The following is a 16,478-nucleotide window of genomic DNA, read 5'->3' as shown; positions in this document are numbered from 1 at the left end:
TCACATGACTTTCATCGTTACCGGGGCGGCCGGCTTTATCGGCAGCAATATCGTCAAGGCGCTCAACGAGCGCGGCGAGCATCGCGTGATCGCGGTGGACAACCTCACGCGCGCCGACAAGTTCAGGAATCTCGTCGATTGCGAGATCGACGATTACCTCGACAAGACGGAGTTCGTCGAGCGCTTCCGGCGCGGGGACTTCGGCAAGGTGCGCGCGGTGTTCCACGAAGGCGCCTGCTCCGACACGATGGAAACCGACGGCCGCTACATGATGGACAACAACTTCCGGTACAGCCGGGACGTGATGGACATCTGTCTCGCGCAGGGCGCGCAGTTTCTGTATGCGTCGTCGGCGGCGACCTACGGCGGGTCGAGCCGGTTTGTCGAGGAACGCGAAGTCGAGAAGCCGCTCAACGTGTACGGCTACTCGAAGTTCCTCTTCGACCAGATCGTGCGTCAGGTGTTGCCGAAGGCAGGCAGCCAGATCGTCGGCTTCCGCTATTTCAACGTGTACGGGCCGCGCGAGACGCACAAGGGGCGCATGGCGTCGGTCGCGTTCCACAACTTCAACCAGTTCCGCGCGGAAGGCAAGGTCAAGCTCTTCGGCGAGTACAACGGCTACGCGGCCGGCGAGCAGACGCGCGATTTCGTGTCCGTGGAAGACGTGGTGAAGGTCAATCTGCACTTCCTCGATCACCCGGAGAAGTCGGGCATCTTCAATCTCGGCACGGGGCGCGCGCAGCCGTTCAACGACATTGCGTCGACGGTCGTCAACTCGCTCCGCGCAATCGACGGCGAAGCGCCGCTGTCGCTCGCTGAACTCGTGCAGCGCGGGCTGATCGAGTACGTTCCGTTTCCCGACGCGCTGCGCGGCAAGTACCAGTGCTTCACGCAAGCGGACCAGACGCGCCTGCGCGCAGCCGGTTACGAAGCGCCGTTTCTTACCGTTCAGGAAGGCGTCGACCGCTACGTGCGTTGGCTATTCGGCCAGCTATAAACGCGTTCGAAGTCTCTCTACACTGGGTCTCGCGGTCGGCACTGTTCGCCGGCCGGTTCTTCTGGAGACTCAGTATGTTCAAGCAAGCCCTTTCGACCCTCGTTGCGCTCGCGCTCACCCTGTCCATCGGTTCGGCGCTCGCAGCGGTCGATGTCAACACCGCCAATACCGATGCCTTGCGCGGCATCAAGGGCATCGGTCCGGCGAAGGCGAAAGCCATTCTCGATGAACGTCAGGCGCACGGCCCCTTCAAGGATGCGGCCGATCTCAGCTCGCGCGTCAAAGGCATGGGCGGCAAGACGGTGCAACGGCTCACGGCCGAAGGTCTGACCATCGGCACGGCGTCGAAGACGGCGGCCACGGGCACGCCTGCGGCCACCGGCGCCAATGGCGCCAATGGCGTCAGCGCGACGCCCGTGCTGTCGTCGCAGGCGTCGAAGCCGGTGGTCGTCAAGAAGTAAGCGGTAGGGCGCGCGGCGCGGCTTGTCGGCGGCCGCGCCGCGCGCTGCAACGGGTTTCTTCGCTCCTTCAGCCTTCGGATGTTTGGGCTCCCGCGGTTTGCCTCGCCGCGGGTTTTTTGCATGACGAAAGATGCGCGCTCGGCCGCTCGCGTAGCCATCTGCGCAGGAGGGGCGAGGCGCATGGCGGGAAGCGGTGGGCTACAATCAGTGGACTCGCATATCCATATTCCGGCGAACGCGCGCACAAGCATGCGCAGTCGTTCCGTCGAACCCGAATTCGGTCCGCTATGGCTTACATGACTATCGAAGACACGATCGGCAATACGCCGCTCGTGCAACTCGTCCGCGTGGTGGACGATGAAATCCGCAGCCGCAACAACGTCGTGCTCGGCAAGCTCGAAGGCAATAACCCGGCCGGCTCGGTGAAGGACCGCCCGGCGCTGTCGATGATCAGGAAAGCTGAGGAGCGCGGCCGCATCAAGCCGGGCGACACGCTGATCGAGGCGACGAGCGGCAATACCGGCATTGCGCTCGCGATGGCAGCAGCCGTGCGCGGCTACAAGATGGTGCTCATCATGCCGGAGGACTTGTCCATCGAGCGGCGTCAGAGCATGGGCGCGTACGGCGCGCAGATCATCCTCACGCCGGTCACGGGCGGCATGGAATACGCGCGCGATCTCGCCGATCAGATGCAGCGCGACGGCCGCGGCATCATCCTCGATCAGTTCGCGAATCCGGACAATCCGCTCGCGCACTACGAAACCACCGGTCCTGAACTGTGGCGGCAGACCGAAGGACGCATCACGCATTTTGTCTCGTCGATGGGCACGACCGGCACGATCATGGGCGTGTCGCAGTATCTGAAGGAGAAGAACGAGAAGATCGAGATCATCGGCGCGCAGCCGGAAGAAGGCTCGCGCATTCCGGGCATCCGCAAATGGCCGGAAGCGTACCTGCCGAAGATTTTCGATCGCAGCCGCGTGGATCGCGTGGAGAACGTGAGTCAGGCTGCAGCCGAGGCGATGGCGCGGCGGCTCGCGTCGGTGGAAGGCATCTTCGCCGGCATTTCGTCGGGCGGCGCGTGCGAGGTCGCGCTGCGCGTTGCGCGTCAGCTCGAGAACGCGACCATTGTGTTCATCGTCTGCGACCGCGGCGACCGCTATCTGTCGACGGGCGTTTTTCCCGCCTGAGCACTGATTAATCGCGGTCCGCTTGGCACGGCGGACCGCCGAGAAAAACGCGCTTACTGCGACGCGTCGCCCGCCGCCATGCGCGCCTTGACGGCCTCGCCCAACTGATACACGGCGAGCGCGTAGAAGAAGCTGCGGTTGTAGCGCGTCAGCACATAGAAGTTCTTGAGGCCCAGCGTGTATTCCGTCGCGCGGCCCGGCGTCGGCAGGTCGACGACGGTCAGCGGCGTGGCCGCTTCCGCGCTCAGGTTCAGGGCCGGCTCGGTCAGCAGCATGCCGGCCTTCGTCAACTGCGCGAGCGACCAGTGCGGCTCGGGCTGCCCGTCGGCTGCGGCTTGCGCGATGCCCTGGCTGCCTTCATCGCCCGCAATGCGCCACACGACCGGACGACCCGGCTCCCAGCCGTTCTGCTTCAGATAATTCGCGACACTGCCGATGGCATCCGCCGGGCTCGTGCGCAAGTCGATGCGGCCGTTGCCGTCGAAGTCCACCGCGTACTGCACGATGCTGCTCGGCAGAAACTGCGGAATGCCGATCGCGCCGGTGTAAGAGCCGAGCACGGTGGTCGGATCGATTTGCGAATCGCGCGTCCAGACGAGCAGGTCTTCGAGATTCTTGCGGAACGTCGCCTGACGTTCGGCGCGGTTCGGCGTGTTCGGGTAGTCGAACGTGAGCGTGGTCAGCGCGTCGAGCGCGCGGAAATTGCCCATGTACTTGCCGTAGATGGTCTCGACACCGATGATCCCAACGATCACTTCCGGCGGCACGCCAAACTGCGCGGACGCGCGCTGCAACGTGGCCTGATTCGCGCGCCAGAACTTCACGCCCGCGTTGATACGAATCGGTTCGATGAAACGCGACTGGTACGTGCGCCAGTTCTTGAGCGAAGGCGTGGGCGACGGCAACACCAGCTTCACCGCCGTCGCGGAATAGCTCACGTGATTGAAGAGGTCGTGCAGCGCGGCGGGATCGAAGTCGTAGCGCGCGACCATGTCGTTGATGAACGCCTCGACATTCGGGTTGTTCGCGTACCGCTGCGGCACGATCTCTTCTTCGAACACTTGCCCTTGCGGCGTCGCGCTCTGCGGCTGCTGCGACTGCGCAAGCGCGCTGTTGCCGCAGACGCCGCCGATTGCGCACAGCAAGGAAGCGATGAACGCGCGCGTCAGCGGCTTGAGAGAGGAATCGAGCGAGGCAAACTGAAAAGTCATAGTGTGCTTGGTGAGCGATTGAGGGCGATGCCGGATGTTCTGCCGTCGCGTGCAGCTACTCGCAACGATTCTTGACCGGGCGCATTGGCCTGCAAGCTGCCGTCGGCGCTGGCTGCCGGGGCGTCGGGGCAGTATAACCGACGCCCCACGGTGCAATGCCCGCGCCAGCCCGCGAGCCGGCCGTTCCGAACGGTGTGGTAACTTAACGTCAAATGCGCGGCACAGGATCGCGTATGACGAAAAAAGACGAGACGCGCCGACGACAGCGGCACTGCGAGACATCATGGCCACCGGCTTCTACACCCACACCGACTGCCTGCAGCACGATAACGGCCAATGGCATCCCGAATGCCCGGCGCGCCTACAGGCCATCGAAGATCAACTCATCGCGAGCCGTATCGACGCCCTGATCGAGCGCGAAGAAGCGCCGCTCGCCGACGAAGCCGATCTGGCGCGCGTGCACACGCAGGCGCACATCGACTACATCAAGAGCCGCACGCCGGAGCAGGGGCGCAGCGAACTGGACCCGGACACGTCGATGTGTCCGCAGTCGTATCGCGCGGCGTTGCGCGCCGCGGGCGCGGCCATCGCCGCGACCGATGCCGTCATCGAAGGCCGCTACGACAACGCGTTTTGCAGCGTGCGTCCGCCGGGCCATCACGCGGAGCCCGCGCGCGCAATGGGCTTCTGTCTCTTCAACAACATCGCGATCGCCGCGCGTCATGCGCTGGAAGTGCACGGACTGCAACGCGTCGCGGTCATCGACTTCGACGTGCATCACGGCAACGGCACCGAAGCCGCGTTCACCGGCGACTCGCGCGTGCTGATGTGCAGCTTCTTCCAGCATCCGTTCTATCCGTTCAGCGGCGCGGACAGCCACGCGCCGAACATGGTGAACGTGCCGCTGCCCGCGCGCACGAAGGGCATGGCGGTGCGCGAAGTGATCGACATGATGTGGCTGCCGCGTCTGGAGGATTTCAAGCCGCAGATGCTGTTCGTCTCGGCCGGTTTCGACGCGCACCGCGAGGACGACCTCGGCAACATGGGACTCGTCGAAGACGATTACGCGTGGATCACCGAGCAGATTCGCGCGGTCGCCGAGCGCCATGCAGAAGGGCGCATCGTCAGTTGTCTAGAAGGTGGATACAACCTGTCCGCGCTCGGGCGCAGCGTCGTCGCGCATGTGCGGGCATTGGCGCAGATCTAGCAGAAGCGGCCAAATAGGCGTACGTAATTAGCCGATCCGAAATCGTTATTAAGCGGAAAGATCAGCGTCCTGTAAAATCGCGCTTCTCAAAAAGCGGCAATCCAACAAGCGGCGGCCGGCTGCGCGGGTGCTTTCACCTGGCGAAGCCTTCCGCCGTTTGCATTTTCCAGATCGGCGCATGATCGACATACGTAACCTCTCGCAGCGTTTCGCGGGACCCCGAGGCTGGGTCGAAGCGCTGCACAACGTCAACTTGACGATTCCCGCCGGCGAAGTGTTCGGCATCATCGGGCGCAGCGGGGCGGGCAAGAGCACGCTGGTGCGCACGCTCAATCTGCTGACGAGGCCGAGCGAAGGCAACGTGATCGTCGATGGACGCGATCTCACGACGCTGCGCCCGGACGACTTGCGCGCCGCGCGCCGCGACATCGGCATGATCTTTCAGCACTTCAACCTGCTGTCGTCGCGCACGGTGTACGGCAACGTCGCGCTGCCGCTCGAACTCGCGGGCAAGAAGCGCGCGGAAGTAGAAGCGGCCGTGCTGCCGCTGCTCGACCTCGTCGGCCTCACCACGCACAAGGACAAATATCCGGCGCAGATCAGCGGCGGGCAGAAGCAGCGCGTGGGCATCGCGCGGGCGCTCGCGAGCAATCCGAAAGTGCTGCTCTCCGACGAAGCCACGTCCGCGCTCGATCCCGAAACCACGCGCGCGATTCTCGACCTGCTGCGCAAGATCAATCGCGAGCTCGGGCTGACCATCGTGCTCATCACGCATCAGATGGAAGTCATCAAGCAGGTCTGCGACCGCGTGGCCGTGCTGGATGCGGGACGCGTAGTCGAGGAAGGCAAGGTCGTCGATGTCTTCATGCAGCCGCATCACGAAGTCACGCGCGCGCTCATCGGCGATGTCATCGCGCACGAACTGCCGCCCGCGTTGAAGGCGCGCGTCGCCGAGCGGCTGAAGAGCGGCAGCGGCCATTTGCTGCGGCTCGCGTTCACGGGCTCGGGCGTCGACCAGCCGATCCTTTCCGAGACGATTCGCCGCTACGAACTGGACTTCAACATCTTGCACGGCCAGATCGACGAGATTCAGGGTCAGGCGTTCGGATCGCTCGCCGTGCTGGCGGGCGGTCAGCCGGTCAAGGTCGCGGAGGCGATCGCTTATTTGCGCACGCAAGGCGTGGTGGTGGAGGAGTTGTCCCATGTTGAGTGAAATGTTCGACATGTTCGTGCAGTCGTTCTGGGAAACGCTGATCATGGTCGGCATCTCAGGGCTCGTCGGCGCGGCCGTGGGTCTGCCGCTCGGCGTGCTGCTCTATCTGACCGACCGCGACGGCGTGCTGCGAAACATGGCCGTGAACCGCGTGCTCGGCGGCATCGTCAATGCGGTGCGCTCGACGCCGTTCATCATCCTGCTCGTCGCGGTCATTCCGTTCACGCGGCTCATCGTCGGCTCGTCCATCGGCACGGCGGCGGCGGTCGTGCCGCTCACCATCGCGGCGGCGCCGTTCATCGCGCGGCTCGTCGAAACGGCGCTGCGCGAAGTGGATCGCGGTCTCATCGAAGCGGCGCAAGCCATGGGCGCGACCACGAGTCAGATCGTTTTCAAGGTGCTGCTGCCGGAGTCGCTGCCGGGCGTCGTCGCGGGACTCACCATCACGTTCGTCTCGCTGGTCGGCTATTCGGCGATGGCGGGCGCGATCGGCGGCGGCGGGCTCGGCGATCTCGGCATCCGCTACGGTTATCAGCGGTTCCTGCCGGAAGTCATGCTGGCGGTCGTCGTCATTCTCATCGTGTTCGTGCAGCTCGTGCAGTCGTTCGGCGACTGGCTCGTGCGCCGTCTGAGCCACAAATAATTCCACCGAAAAAAGGTCAGCACATGCAACGTCGATTCATCCTGAAGTTCGCCGCAGCGCTCGGCGCGGCATCGCTCATGAGCACGCTCGCGCACGCGGACGACAACGCCATCAAGGTCGGCGTGACGGGCGGCCCGCACGCGCAAGTGATGGAAGTCGTGAAGCAGGTCGCCGCGAAAAGCGGGCTGAAGATCACGGTCGTCGAGTTCTCCGACTACGTGCAGCCGAACGCGGCGCTCGCGGCGGGCGATCTCGACGCCAACAGCTACCAGCATCAGCCGTATCTGGACGCGCAGGTGAAAGACCGCGGCTACAAGCTCATCAAGGTCGCCGATACGGTCACGTTCCCGATGGGCATCTATTCGAAGAAGGTGAAGTCGCTGAGCGAACTGGGCAACGGCGCGCGCATCGCCGTGCCGAACGATCCGACCAACGGCGGCCGCGCGTTGCTGCTGCTGCAGAAACAGGGCTTGCTGAAGCTGCGCGCCGATGCGGGCCTGAAGGCGACGCCGCTCGATATCGTCGAGAATCCGAAGAAGCTGAAGATCGTCGAACTGGATGCCGCGCAGATTCCGCGCTCGCTCGCCGATGTCGACGCCGCCGCCATCAACACGAACTTCGCGATGGAAGCGGGCCTGAAGCCGAAGTCCGACGCCATCGCCATCGAAGATCCGCGCGGCCCGTACGCGAACGTCATCGCCATCCGCGCCGCCGACAAGGACAAGCCGTGGGTCGGCAAGCTCGTGGCCGCCTATCATTCGCCGGAAGTGAAGCAGTTCATCGAGGGCAAGTACGCCGGCGCGGTCATCGCGGCCTGGTGAACGTTGCCCAGCGCCTCCGGGTTTTTTGGGATGGAAAGCGAACGACCGTTCTTTTAGAGTAGCCTCAAATGTATTGCACGCTGACCCGGCTCGCTCGTCGATGGCCGAAGCGCAAACGCGCCGCTCGTATAATGAGGCTGGGTTGACGTAATCGTAACTTTGGAGCGTGTGGATGAAAATTCTGGTGCCAGTCAAGCGCGTGGTCGACTACAACGTGAAGGTCCGGGTGAAATCGGACAACACGGGCGTCGAACTCGCCAACGTGAAGATGTCGATGAACCCGTTCGACGAAATCGCCGTGGAAGAGGCGGTGCGGCTGAAGGAAGCGGGCGTCGCAACTGAAGTGATCGCGGTGTCGTGCGGCGTCACGCAATGTCAGGAAACGCTGCGCACGGCGCTGGCGATCGGCGCGGATCGGGCGATTCTCGTTGAAACGTCAGAAGAGTTGCAGCCGCTCGCAGTGGCGAAGCTGCTGAAGGCTTTGGTCGATCAGGAAAAGCCGGAACTCGTGATTCTCGGCAAGCAGGCCATTGACGACGATTCGAACCAGACCGGTCAGATGCTTGCCGCTTTGGCGGGTCTGCCGCAGGCGACGTTCGCATCGAAAGTCGTGATCGCCGATGGCCGCGCCACTGTCGCGCGTGAAGTGGATGGTGGCGCGGAAACGCTGTCGCTCAAGCTGCCCGCCGTCGTCACGACGGACCTGCGCCTGAACGAGCCGCGCTACGTGACGCTGCCCAACATCATGAAGGCCAAGAAGAAGCCGCTGACGACCGTGACGCCCGCCGATCTCGGCGTCGATGTCGCACCGCGTCTGAAGACGCTCAAAGTCACCGAGCCGCCGAAGCGCAGCGCCGGCGTGACGGTGCCCGACGTCAAGACGCTGGTCGAGAAACTGAAAACCGAAGCAAAGGTGATCTAACGTGACGACTCTCGTAATTGCGGAACACGACAACGCGTCGATCAAGGCGGCGACGTTGAACACGGTCGCGGCAGCGGCCAAGCTGGGCGGCGATATTCACATTCTCGTCGCGGGTTCGAACGCCCACGGCGCGGCGGAACAGGCGGCGAAGATCGCGGGCGTTTCGAAGGTGCTGCTGGCCGATGCGCCGCAACTCGCCGAAGGACTCGCGGAGAACGTCGAAGGCACGGTGCTGAATATCGCGAAGGATTATTCGCACATCGTCGCGCCCGCGACGGCTTACGGCAAGAACATCGCGCCGCGTATCGCCGCGCATCTGGATGTCGCGCAGATCAGCGAGATCACGGCTGTCGTCAGCGCCGATACGTTCGAGCGCCCGATCTACGCGGGCAATGCCATCGCGACGGTGCAATCGGCTGATGCCATCAAGGTCATCACCGTGCGCGCGACGGGCTTCGATCCGGTTGCGGCGGAAGGCGGTAGCGCATCGGTCGAGAAGATCGAAGCAGCAGCCGATGCAGGCGTCTCGCAGTTCGTGAACCGCGAAGTGACGAAGCTCGATCGCCCGGAATTGACAAGCGCGAACATCATCGTCTCGGGCGGGCGCGGTCTCGGCAGCGGCGAGAACTACACGCAAGTGCTGGAGCCGCTCGCGGACAAGCTCGGCGCGGCGCTTGGCGCATCGCGTGCAGCCGTCGATGCGGGCTACGTGCCGAACGATTATCAAGTGGGTCAGACGGGCAAGATCGTCGCGCCGCAGTTGTATGTGGCGGTCGGCATCTCGGGCGCGATTCAGCACTTGGCCGGCATGAAGGACAGCAAGGTGATCGTCGCGATCAACAAGGACGCCGAAGCGCCTATCTTCAGCGTGGCGGATTACGGCCTCGTCGGCGATCTGTTCTCGGTGGTGCCGGAGCTGGTCAAAGAACTCGGCTGATCGCGTGCGTCGCGAGCGGCGCCTGCAATAGAAGAACAAAGGGCGCGACAACCGTTGCGCCCTTTTTGCATCCGGAAACGATAGAGGAGACAAACGATGAGCTACCGCGCTCCCGTGAAGGACATGCTGTTCGTCATGAAGGAACTGGCCGATATCGACAGCATCGCGGCGCTGCCGGGCTTTGAGGACGGCAACTTCGACACCGCGCAGGCTGTCGTCGAAGAAGCCGCGCGTTTCTGCGGCGAAGTGCTTGCGCCGCTGAACGTCACGGGCGACAGGCAACCCAGCACGTGGGCGAACGGACAGGTGACGACGACGCCCGGCTTCAAGGACGCGTTTCGCCAGTTCGCGGAGGGCGGGTGGCAAGGCATCGTGCATCCGGCGGAGTTCGGCGGACAGAACTTGCCGAAGCTCATCGCGACCGCCTGCATCGAAATGCTCAACTCGGCCAATCTCTCGTTCGCGCTCTGTCCGCTGCTGACAGACGGCGCCATCGAAGCGTTGCTGACTGCCGGCAGCGAAGAGCAGAAGGCGCGCTATCTGCCGAAGTTCATTTCCGGCGAATGGACCGGCACGATGAACTTGACCGAGCCGCAAGCCGGCTCCGATCTCGCGCTCGTGCGCACGCGCGCCGAGCCGCAGGGCGATGGCACGTACAAGCTCTTCGGCACGAAAATCTTCATCACGTACGGCGAGCACGACATGACGGAGAACATCGTGCATCTGGTGCTCGCTCGCACGCCGGATGCGCCGGAGGGCGTGAAGGGCATCTCGCTCTTTATCGTGCCGAAGTTTCTCGTCAACCACGACGGGTCGCTCGGAGAACGCAACGACGTGCATTGCGTGTCCATCGAGCACAAGCTCGGCATCAAGGCGAGCCCGACCGCCGTGCTGCAATATGGCGACCAAGGCGGCGCGATCGGCTATCTGATCGGCGAGGAGAATCGCGGCCTCGAATACATGTTCATCATGATGAACGCCGCGCGTTTCGCCGTCGGCATGCAGGGCGTCGCGGTGTCCGAGCGGGCGTATCAGCAGGCCGTCGCGTATGCGAAAGAGCGCGTGCAGAGCCGCCCGGTGGATGGCAGCGCGAAAGCCGCGGTGCCGATCATTCAACATCCGGACGTGCGCCGCATGCTCGCCACCATGCGCGCCTATACGGAAGGCGCACGCGCGCTCGCGTATGTCGCCGCCGCGCATAGCGACCTGGCGCATGCGCATCCCGAGGAGCCGGTGCGCAAGCGGCATCAGGCGGTCTATGAATTCCTCGTGCCGATCGTCAAGGGCTTCAGCACCGAAATCTCGGTGGACGTCGCGAGCCTCGGCGTGCAGGTGCATGGCGGCATGGGCTTCATCGAGGAAACCGGCGCCGCGCAGCATTATCGCGATGCGCGCATCCTGCCCATCTACGAAGGCACGACCGCAATTCAGGCCAACGATCTGATCGGGCGCAAGACCGTGCGCGATGGAGGCGCGACCGCGCAGGCGCTGCTCGCACAGATCGACCAGACCATCGCGGCGCTCGCCGAGGTCGACGGGCAGGCGTTCAAGTCGATGCATCGTCATCTGAGCGCGGGCAGCTTGTCGCTCGCGCGCGTCATCGAGTTCGTCGTCGCGCGGTTCAAGAGCGATCCGAACGCGGTGTTCGCGGGCAGCGTGCCGTATCTGAAGCTCGCCGGCATTGTGCTTTCCGGCTGGCAAATGGCCCGCGCGATGCTCGTCGCGCAAGCGAAACGCGCCGAGGACGAGCCGTTCTATTCGGCGAAGATCGCCACCGCCGAGTTCTTCGCGGAACACATCTTGTCGCACGCGCCCGGCTTCGAGGCGGCGATCGTGAGCGCCAACGGACACGAAGGCGTGCTCGCCCTGAGCGAAGATCAGTTCTGAAAACGACGACGGCGCCCTTGCAGGCGCCGTCGTTCGATCAGCCGGTCAGAACGTCAGACTTTGGCGTAGGCCGGTCGCCCGGTGACGCTGGCATCGCCGAAATAGCGATGCACCGACAAGTCGTCCGAGCGGATAGCGGGCTGTCTGCCGGACATCAGGTCCGCGAGCAACTGGCCCGAACCGCACGACATCGTCCAGCCGAGCGTGCCGTGGCCGGTGTTGAGGAACAGATTGGGCACGGGCGTGCGGCCGACGATCGGCGTGCCGTCCGGCGTCATCGGGCGCAGGCCGGTCCAGAAACTCGCGCTCGCGGTATCGCCGCCGCCGGGGAACAGGTCGTTCACGCACATTTCGAGCGTCTCGCGGCGCGCCTGCTTCAGCGTCTTGTCATAGCCGACGATCTCCGCCATGCCACCGACGCGAATGCGGTCGTCGAAGCGCGTGATCGCAATCTTGTACGTTTCGTCGAGCACCGTGGAGACCGGGGCGCGCTTCGCATCGACGATCGGCGCGGTGATCGAATAGCCCTTCAGCGGATACACCGGAATCTTGACGAGATCGCCGAGGAGCTTCGGCGAATACGACCCGAGCGCGACGACATACGAATCCGCCGTGATGAGCTCGCTGCCGCATTGCACGCCGGCGATGCGGCCGTTGCTCACGCGCAGCGCGTCGATCGGCGTGTTGTAGCGGAACTGGACGCCGAGCGCTTCGGCCATCGCGGCCAAGCGCGTGGTGAACATCTGGCAGTCGCCGGTTTCGTCGTTCGGCAGGCGCAGGCCGCCCGTCAGCTTGTGCGACACCGCAGCGAGCGCGGGTTCGGCCTTCGCCAGTTCCGCCGCCGACAGCAATTCGAACGGCACGTTGGCTTCCTTCAGCACGGCGATGTCTTTGGCCGCGCCGTCCAACTGCTGCTGCGTGCGGAACACTTGCAACGTGCCGCCGGTGCGGCCTTCGTATTCAATGCCGGTGTCTGCGCGCAGTGCCTGCAGGCAATCGCGGCTGTATTCGGCGAGGCGCACCATGCGGCCTTTGTTCACCGTATAGCGCTCCTGCGTGCAGTTGCGCAGCATCTGCCACATCCACTGAAGCTGGCTCATCGTGCCGTCGAGGCGGATGGCGAGCGGCGCGTGCTTTTCGAACATCCATTTGACGGCCTTGAGTGGCACGCCCGGCGCGGCCCACGGCGACGCGTAGCCCGGCGAAATCTGTCCCGCATTGGCGAAACTGGTTTCGAGCGCCGGGCCGGCTTCGCGGTCGATGACCGTGACTTCGTGCCCGGCGCGGGCGAGGTAATACGCGCTCGTGACGCCGACGACGCCGCTTCCCAGAATAACGATTCGCATGTGATCTCCGTTTCCGATCCGACTGGACAGTCGCGAATCGCACGAGGTCTGCGACGGATTGTCCGGCTAGTGTTATCGCCTATACTATTGGCAGTAAGGCAGTTTTAGTTATTGTATTTCGCGGATTTTCAGGAAAGAGACGATGAGAACGCAGCGAAATCCGCTTCGGACGCTCGATAAACTCGATCACAAGATTTTGAGCATCCTGCAGCAGGACGGACGCATCGCGATGAAGGATCTGGCGGAGCGTGTCGGCCTGTCGGTGACGCCGTGCATCGAGCGCGTGCGGCGCATGGAACGCGACGGCGTCATCACCGGCTATTACGCGCGCGTGAACCCTGCGCAACTGGGCGCGGCGCTGCTCGTGTTCGTCGAAATCACGCTGGATCACAAGAGCGGCAACATGTTCGACCAGTTCCGGCGCGAGGTTCAGCGCATTCCCGAAGTGCTCGAATGTCATCTCGTTTCCGGTGATTTCGACTATCTGATCAAGGCGCGCATCGGCGAAATGGCCGACTACCGCAAGCTGCTCGGCGATATTCTTCTGCAACTGCCTGGCGCCGTGCAGTCGAAAAGCTACGTGGTGATGGAGGAGATCAAGGAGACGCTGACCATTCCGGTCGACGTCTAAAAAACCGCTTGCGGTCGCGGCGCGATACTGTATATTTGTACAGTACTTTACGACGCAATTCTGTGACCGCAATGCCCACGCCGGACGATGAATTTCCTGTCGCGCCGCCTTCGCCGCTGAAGGGGCGCGGCGCTGTGTCCAATCTTCAGGGGCGCTACGAGAAGGACGAGCGCGAGCGCGTCGACGACGGCTGGACGCACGGAACCGCCGACGACGAAGGCTCGCCGCCGCTGCGCACGCAGGTTTTCGAGGAACGCGCGAAGACCATTCTCACGCGCAACAACTCGCCGGACATCCCATTCACGGTTTCGCTGAACCCGTACCGCGGCTGCGAACACGGCTGCATCTACTGCTTCGCGCGTCCGACTCACAGCTATCTCGGCCTCTCGCCGGGGCTGGATTTCGAGAGCCGCATCTACGCGAAAATCAACGCAGGAGAATTGCTCGAGCGCGAACTGGCGAAGCCGAGCTACCAGCCGGATTCCATCGCGCTCGGCGTGAATACCGACGCGTATCAGCCGGTCGAGCGCGATCTGAAGCTGACGCGGCGGGTCATCGAGATTCTGCACGACTGCGGGCATCCGTTCGGGGCGATCACAAAGTCGTCGCTGATCGAACGCGATATCGACCTGCTCGCGCCCATGGCCGAGCGCAAGCAGTTCATGGCGGCGATCACCGTCACGACGCTCGACGCCGACATCGCGCGCACGCTGGAGCCGCGCGCCGCCACGCCGTCGCGCCGGCTGCGGACCATTCGCACGCTCGCCGACGCGGGCATTCCGGTCGGCGTCAGCATCGCGCCGGTGATCCCGTTCGTCACGGAACCGGACCTCGAGCGCGTGCTCGAAGCGTGCGCGGAGGCGGGCGCGACCACGGCGAGCTATATCGTGCTGCGCTTGCCGTGGGAAGTCGCGCCGCTTTTCAAGGACTGGCTCGCTGCGCATTTCCCGGATCGCGCGGACCGTGTGATGAGCCGCGTGCGCGACATGCGCGGCGGCAAGGACTACGACTCGGACTTCGCCACGCGCATGAAGGGCGAGGGCCTGTGGGCGGACATGCTGAAACAGCGCTTTAGTCAGGCGACGAAGCGGCTGGGTTTGAATCTGCGCAATCGCGGCATTCTGGATATGTCGGAGTTCCAGCGGCCAGCGAGCGTCAAGGTCCAGCGGGCGGCGCTGCCTGCCGCTGGCGGCCAGCTGGATCTATTCTGACCTTATTGCGACAACGTCTTGGCGGCTTCCACCTGGCCTTCGAAATACGTCTGGAACGTCAGGGCGAGGCCGGTCATCAACAGGAACGCGCCGATCAGCAGCGAGAAGATCACCACGAAGATCACCGTCCAGCCCGAGTGGCTTTGACGGCCGGTATGGGCGTTGAACTGCGCGTCCCACTTCGCGTCGGGCCGCAGTCCGTAGACGATTGCCGAGAGAAACGCCGCGAGCAGCGACACCGCGCCCGGCAGGGCGAGCGCCCAGCCGAGCACCGACGTACGCTCGGTCGCGGCGAGCAGCAGATAGCCGACCGCGCCCATCGCGATCCCGACGATATGCGCCCAGCCGTACTTGTCGCGCATGCCATATAGATAGAAGCGGTGAAGGCCGATGCTGCCGAACAGAAACGCGAGCGCGGCGGTCAGCGTTTTCGAACGGAAGTAGGGCGGAGCAGCCTTGCCGGCAGGCTTCGAGTCGCACGGCGCGGCAACGGACGAGGAAGTCATCTTGGAGAGCGGTGATCAGTGCAGATTCGTCATTTTACGATGCGGGGCGCGGCGCAGACAGAACGCGACATTTCGCTCGCAGCGGCTCCCGGCGCTGCACGTTGCCAGCAAAAAATGCGTTAAGTGTTTGTTAGGGCTTCGGATTCCCGTTATAATCGCGTGTTCTGGTAGTTCCGAACCCCGGTTTTCAAGGATTTCAGCATGGTCATCATCCGCTTGGCTCGTGGCGGCTCGAAGAAGCGCCCGTTCTACAACATCGTCGCAACCGATTCGCGTAGCCGCCGTGACGGCCGCTTCATCGAGCGCGTGGGTTTCTACAACCCGGTCGCCACGAAGGGCGAATCGCTGCGTATCGCTCAAGACCGCCTGACCTACTGGCAAGGCGTCGGCGCGCAACTGTCGCCGACCGTCGAGCGTCTGGTCAAGCAGTCGAAGCAAGCTCAGCCGGCTGCTTAAGCTGTCTCGCTGCTTTTCGATTGGGGCGACGCGTCACGCTTTCAAGCGTAACCGGTCGCCCGAGTCGCACATATTTGCCCAAAGGTTCGCTGATGCCCGCGCGTGATCCCCAAAACGGCCACGAGTCCGGTTCCGTCAGTCAACCGAAGCCGGGGCAACAGGAAGGTGCCGCCACGTTCGGCGCGTTCGTCCGCAAGCCGGGCGCGCGCCGCGTGGCGGCCGGCGTTTCGGACGCAGGCAAGACGGAAGGCGGCGTCGAGGTCATCGAGCCGGCGGAGCATCTGCCGGAAGATGCAGTCGAAGTCGGCTTTATCGTGGATGCCTACGGCCTGAAGGGCTGGGTCAAGGTCATGCCGCATGCGCACGGCAAGTCGGGCGGCGACGCGCTGCTTACGGCGAAGCGTTGGTGGCTCGTCAAGAATCGCGACCGCAAGTCCGCGCGCCGTTTGCAGTCGAAGGTGCACGGAGATTCGATCGTCGCGAGTCTGGCGGGTTGCGATGACCGCGACGCCGCGCTGACGCTGAAAGGCTACGCGGTGCATATCGCGCGCAGCGACTTTCCGAAGCTCGAAGACGAAGACGAGTTCTACTGGGTCGATCTGATCGGCCTCGATGTCGAAAACGAAGCGGGCGTGGCGCTTGGCCGCGTCGCCGACATGATCGACAACGGCGCGCACTCCATCCTGCGGGTCGAGTACCCGGCCACGAACAAGGATGGCGAGCCCGTCACCGGCGAGCGGCTCATTCCGTTCGTCGGCGTGTACGTGAAGACGGTGGATCGGGCGGCGAAGCGTATCGTCGTCGACTGGGACGCCGATTATTGAAAGCCATCGGCAGAA

17 protein-coding genes are annotated in these 16,478 nt (G+C 63.9%); 14 read left to right on the top strand and 3 right to left on the bottom strand.

What is annotated here, in order from left to right; translation table 11 throughout:
- Nucleotides 1-4 precede the first annotated feature (4 nt).
- The 3 genes from rfaD to cysM all read left to right on the top strand — a co-directional run bounded on the left by rfaD (nucleotide 5) and on the right by cysM (nucleotide 2,648).
- Nucleotides 5-997 carry an ADP-glyceromanno-heptose 6-epimerase gene (gene rfaD, locus LDZ26_RS09385; protein ID WP_244846978.1) on the top strand — a complete coding sequence of 331 codons (993 nt, stop codon included), beginning with the start codon at nucleotides 5-7 and terminating at the stop codon, nucleotides 995-997.
- A gap of 74 nt (nucleotides 998-1,071) precedes the next feature.
- Nucleotides 1,072-1,458 carry a helix-hairpin-helix domain-containing protein gene (locus tag LDZ26_RS09380; RefSeq protein ID WP_244846977.1) on the top strand — a complete coding sequence of 129 codons (387 nt, stop codon included), beginning with the start codon at nucleotides 1,072-1,074 and terminating at the stop codon, nucleotides 1,456-1,458.
- 287 nt (nucleotides 1,459-1,745) lie between these two features.
- Complete coding sequence (gene cysM / locus LDZ26_RS09375; RefSeq protein WP_244846976.1) at nucleotides 1,746-2,648, top strand: cysteine synthase CysM; 903 nt, start codon at nucleotides 1,746-1,748, stop codon at nucleotides 2,646-2,648.
- Between the two features lie 53 nt (nucleotides 2,649-2,701).
- On the opposite strand, the gene mltB is transcribed toward cysM, so the two are convergent.
- On the bottom strand, nucleotides 2,702-3,859 hold the full coding sequence (mltB, locus tag LDZ26_RS09370; RefSeq protein ID WP_244846975.1) for a lytic murein transglycosylase B: 1,158 nt from the start codon (nucleotides 3,857-3,859) through the stop codon (nucleotides 2,702-2,704).
- A 283-nt stretch (nucleotides 3,860-4,142) separates the two neighbouring features.
- On the opposite strand from mltB, the gene LDZ26_RS09365 reads away from it, so the two are divergent.
- The 7 genes from LDZ26_RS09365 (at nucleotide 4,143) to LDZ26_RS09335 (ending at nucleotide 11,489) form a co-directional block, all read left to right on the top strand.
- Nucleotides 4,143-5,066 (top strand): histone deacetylase family protein, encoded by a 924-nt coding sequence (locus tag LDZ26_RS09365; protein ID WP_244846974.1) that lies wholly within the window; start codon nucleotides 4,143-4,145, stop codon nucleotides 5,064-5,066.
- A gap of 178 nt (nucleotides 5,067-5,244) precedes the next feature.
- Nucleotides 5,245-6,279 carry a methionine ABC transporter ATP-binding protein gene (locus LDZ26_RS09360; RefSeq protein WP_244846973.1) on the top strand — a complete coding sequence of 345 codons (1,035 nt, stop codon included), beginning with the start codon at nucleotides 5,245-5,247 and terminating at the stop codon, nucleotides 6,277-6,279.
- Entirely contained in the window at nucleotides 6,269-6,922 is a 654-nt protein-coding gene (locus LDZ26_RS09355) for a methionine ABC transporter permease (protein WP_175944601.1), read from the top strand. Before LDZ26_RS09360 ends, LDZ26_RS09355 begins: the two co-directional genes overlap by 11 nt.
- Before the next feature lie 23 nt (nucleotides 6,923-6,945).
- Nucleotides 6,946-7,743, top strand: coding sequence for a MetQ/NlpA family ABC transporter substrate-binding protein (locus tag LDZ26_RS09350; protein WP_244846972.1), 798 nt, complete (start codon nucleotides 6,946-6,948; stop codon nucleotides 7,741-7,743).
- Nucleotides 7,744-7,915: 172 nt separating this feature from the next.
- Entirely contained in the window at nucleotides 7,916-8,665 is a 750-nt protein-coding gene (locus LDZ26_RS09345; RefSeq protein ID WP_244846971.1) for an electron transfer flavoprotein subunit beta/FixA family protein, read from the top strand.
- Nucleotide 8,666: 1 nt separating this feature from the next.
- Nucleotides 8,667-9,602, top strand: a complete 936-nt coding sequence (locus LDZ26_RS09340) for an electron transfer flavoprotein subunit alpha/FixB family protein (protein WP_244846970.1) — start codon at nucleotides 8,667-8,669, stop codon at nucleotides 9,600-9,602.
- A 96-nt stretch (nucleotides 9,603-9,698) separates the two neighbouring features.
- Complete coding sequence (locus tag LDZ26_RS09335; protein ID WP_244846969.1) at nucleotides 9,699-11,489, top strand: acyl-CoA dehydrogenase; 1,791 nt, start codon at nucleotides 9,699-9,701, stop codon at nucleotides 11,487-11,489.
- A gap of 53 nt (nucleotides 11,490-11,542) precedes the next feature.
- Here the strand turns inward: LDZ26_RS09335 and LDZ26_RS09330 are convergent, their stop codons facing one another.
- Complete coding sequence (locus tag LDZ26_RS09330; RefSeq protein WP_244846968.1) at nucleotides 11,543-12,835, bottom strand: D-amino acid dehydrogenase; 1,293 nt, start codon at nucleotides 12,833-12,835, stop codon at nucleotides 11,543-11,545.
- A gap of 142 nt (nucleotides 12,836-12,977) precedes the next feature.
- Between LDZ26_RS09330 and LDZ26_RS09325 the strand changes: the two genes are divergently transcribed.
- Together LDZ26_RS09325 and LDZ26_RS09320 are read left to right on the top strand one after the other, a co-directional pair.
- Complete coding sequence (locus tag LDZ26_RS09325) at nucleotides 12,978-13,466, top strand: Lrp/AsnC ligand binding domain-containing protein (RefSeq protein ID WP_175944590.1); 489 nt, start codon at nucleotides 12,978-12,980, stop codon at nucleotides 13,464-13,466.
- Nucleotides 13,467-13,537: 71 nt separating this feature from the next.
- A complete protein-coding gene (locus tag LDZ26_RS09320) occupies nucleotides 13,538-14,677 on the top strand; it encodes a PA0069 family radical SAM protein (protein WP_244849138.1) in 1,140 nt (379 codons plus the stop codon).
- Between the two features lie 2 nt (nucleotides 14,678-14,679).
- On the opposite strand, the gene LDZ26_RS09315 is transcribed toward LDZ26_RS09320, so the two are convergent.
- A complete protein-coding gene (locus LDZ26_RS09315; RefSeq protein WP_244846967.1) occupies nucleotides 14,680-15,183 on the bottom strand; it encodes an NINE protein in 504 nt (167 codons plus the stop codon).
- A 201-nt stretch (nucleotides 15,184-15,384) separates the two neighbouring features.
- Here LDZ26_RS09315 and rpsP point away from each other — a divergent pair, with 201 nt between their 5' ends.
- A complete protein-coding gene (gene rpsP / locus LDZ26_RS09310) occupies nucleotides 15,385-15,639 on the top strand; it encodes a 30S ribosomal protein S16 (protein WP_175944588.1) in 255 nt (84 codons plus the stop codon).
- Between the two features lie 92 nt (nucleotides 15,640-15,731).
- Nucleotides 15,732-16,463, top strand: a complete 732-nt coding sequence (rimM, locus tag LDZ26_RS09305) for a ribosome maturation factor RimM (RefSeq protein WP_244849137.1) — start codon at nucleotides 15,732-15,734, stop codon at nucleotides 16,461-16,463.
- Nucleotides 16,464-16,478: the final 15 nt, after the last annotated feature.

Source organism: Caballeronia sp. SL2Y3 (genome assembly GCF_022879575.1).
In the GTDB taxonomy this organism is placed as follows: Bacteria; Pseudomonadota; Gammaproteobacteria; order Burkholderiales; family Burkholderiaceae; genus Caballeronia.
The sequence above is the reverse complement of the archived record's forward strand: the minus strand, read 5'-3'. Positions and strand labels throughout refer to the sequence as shown.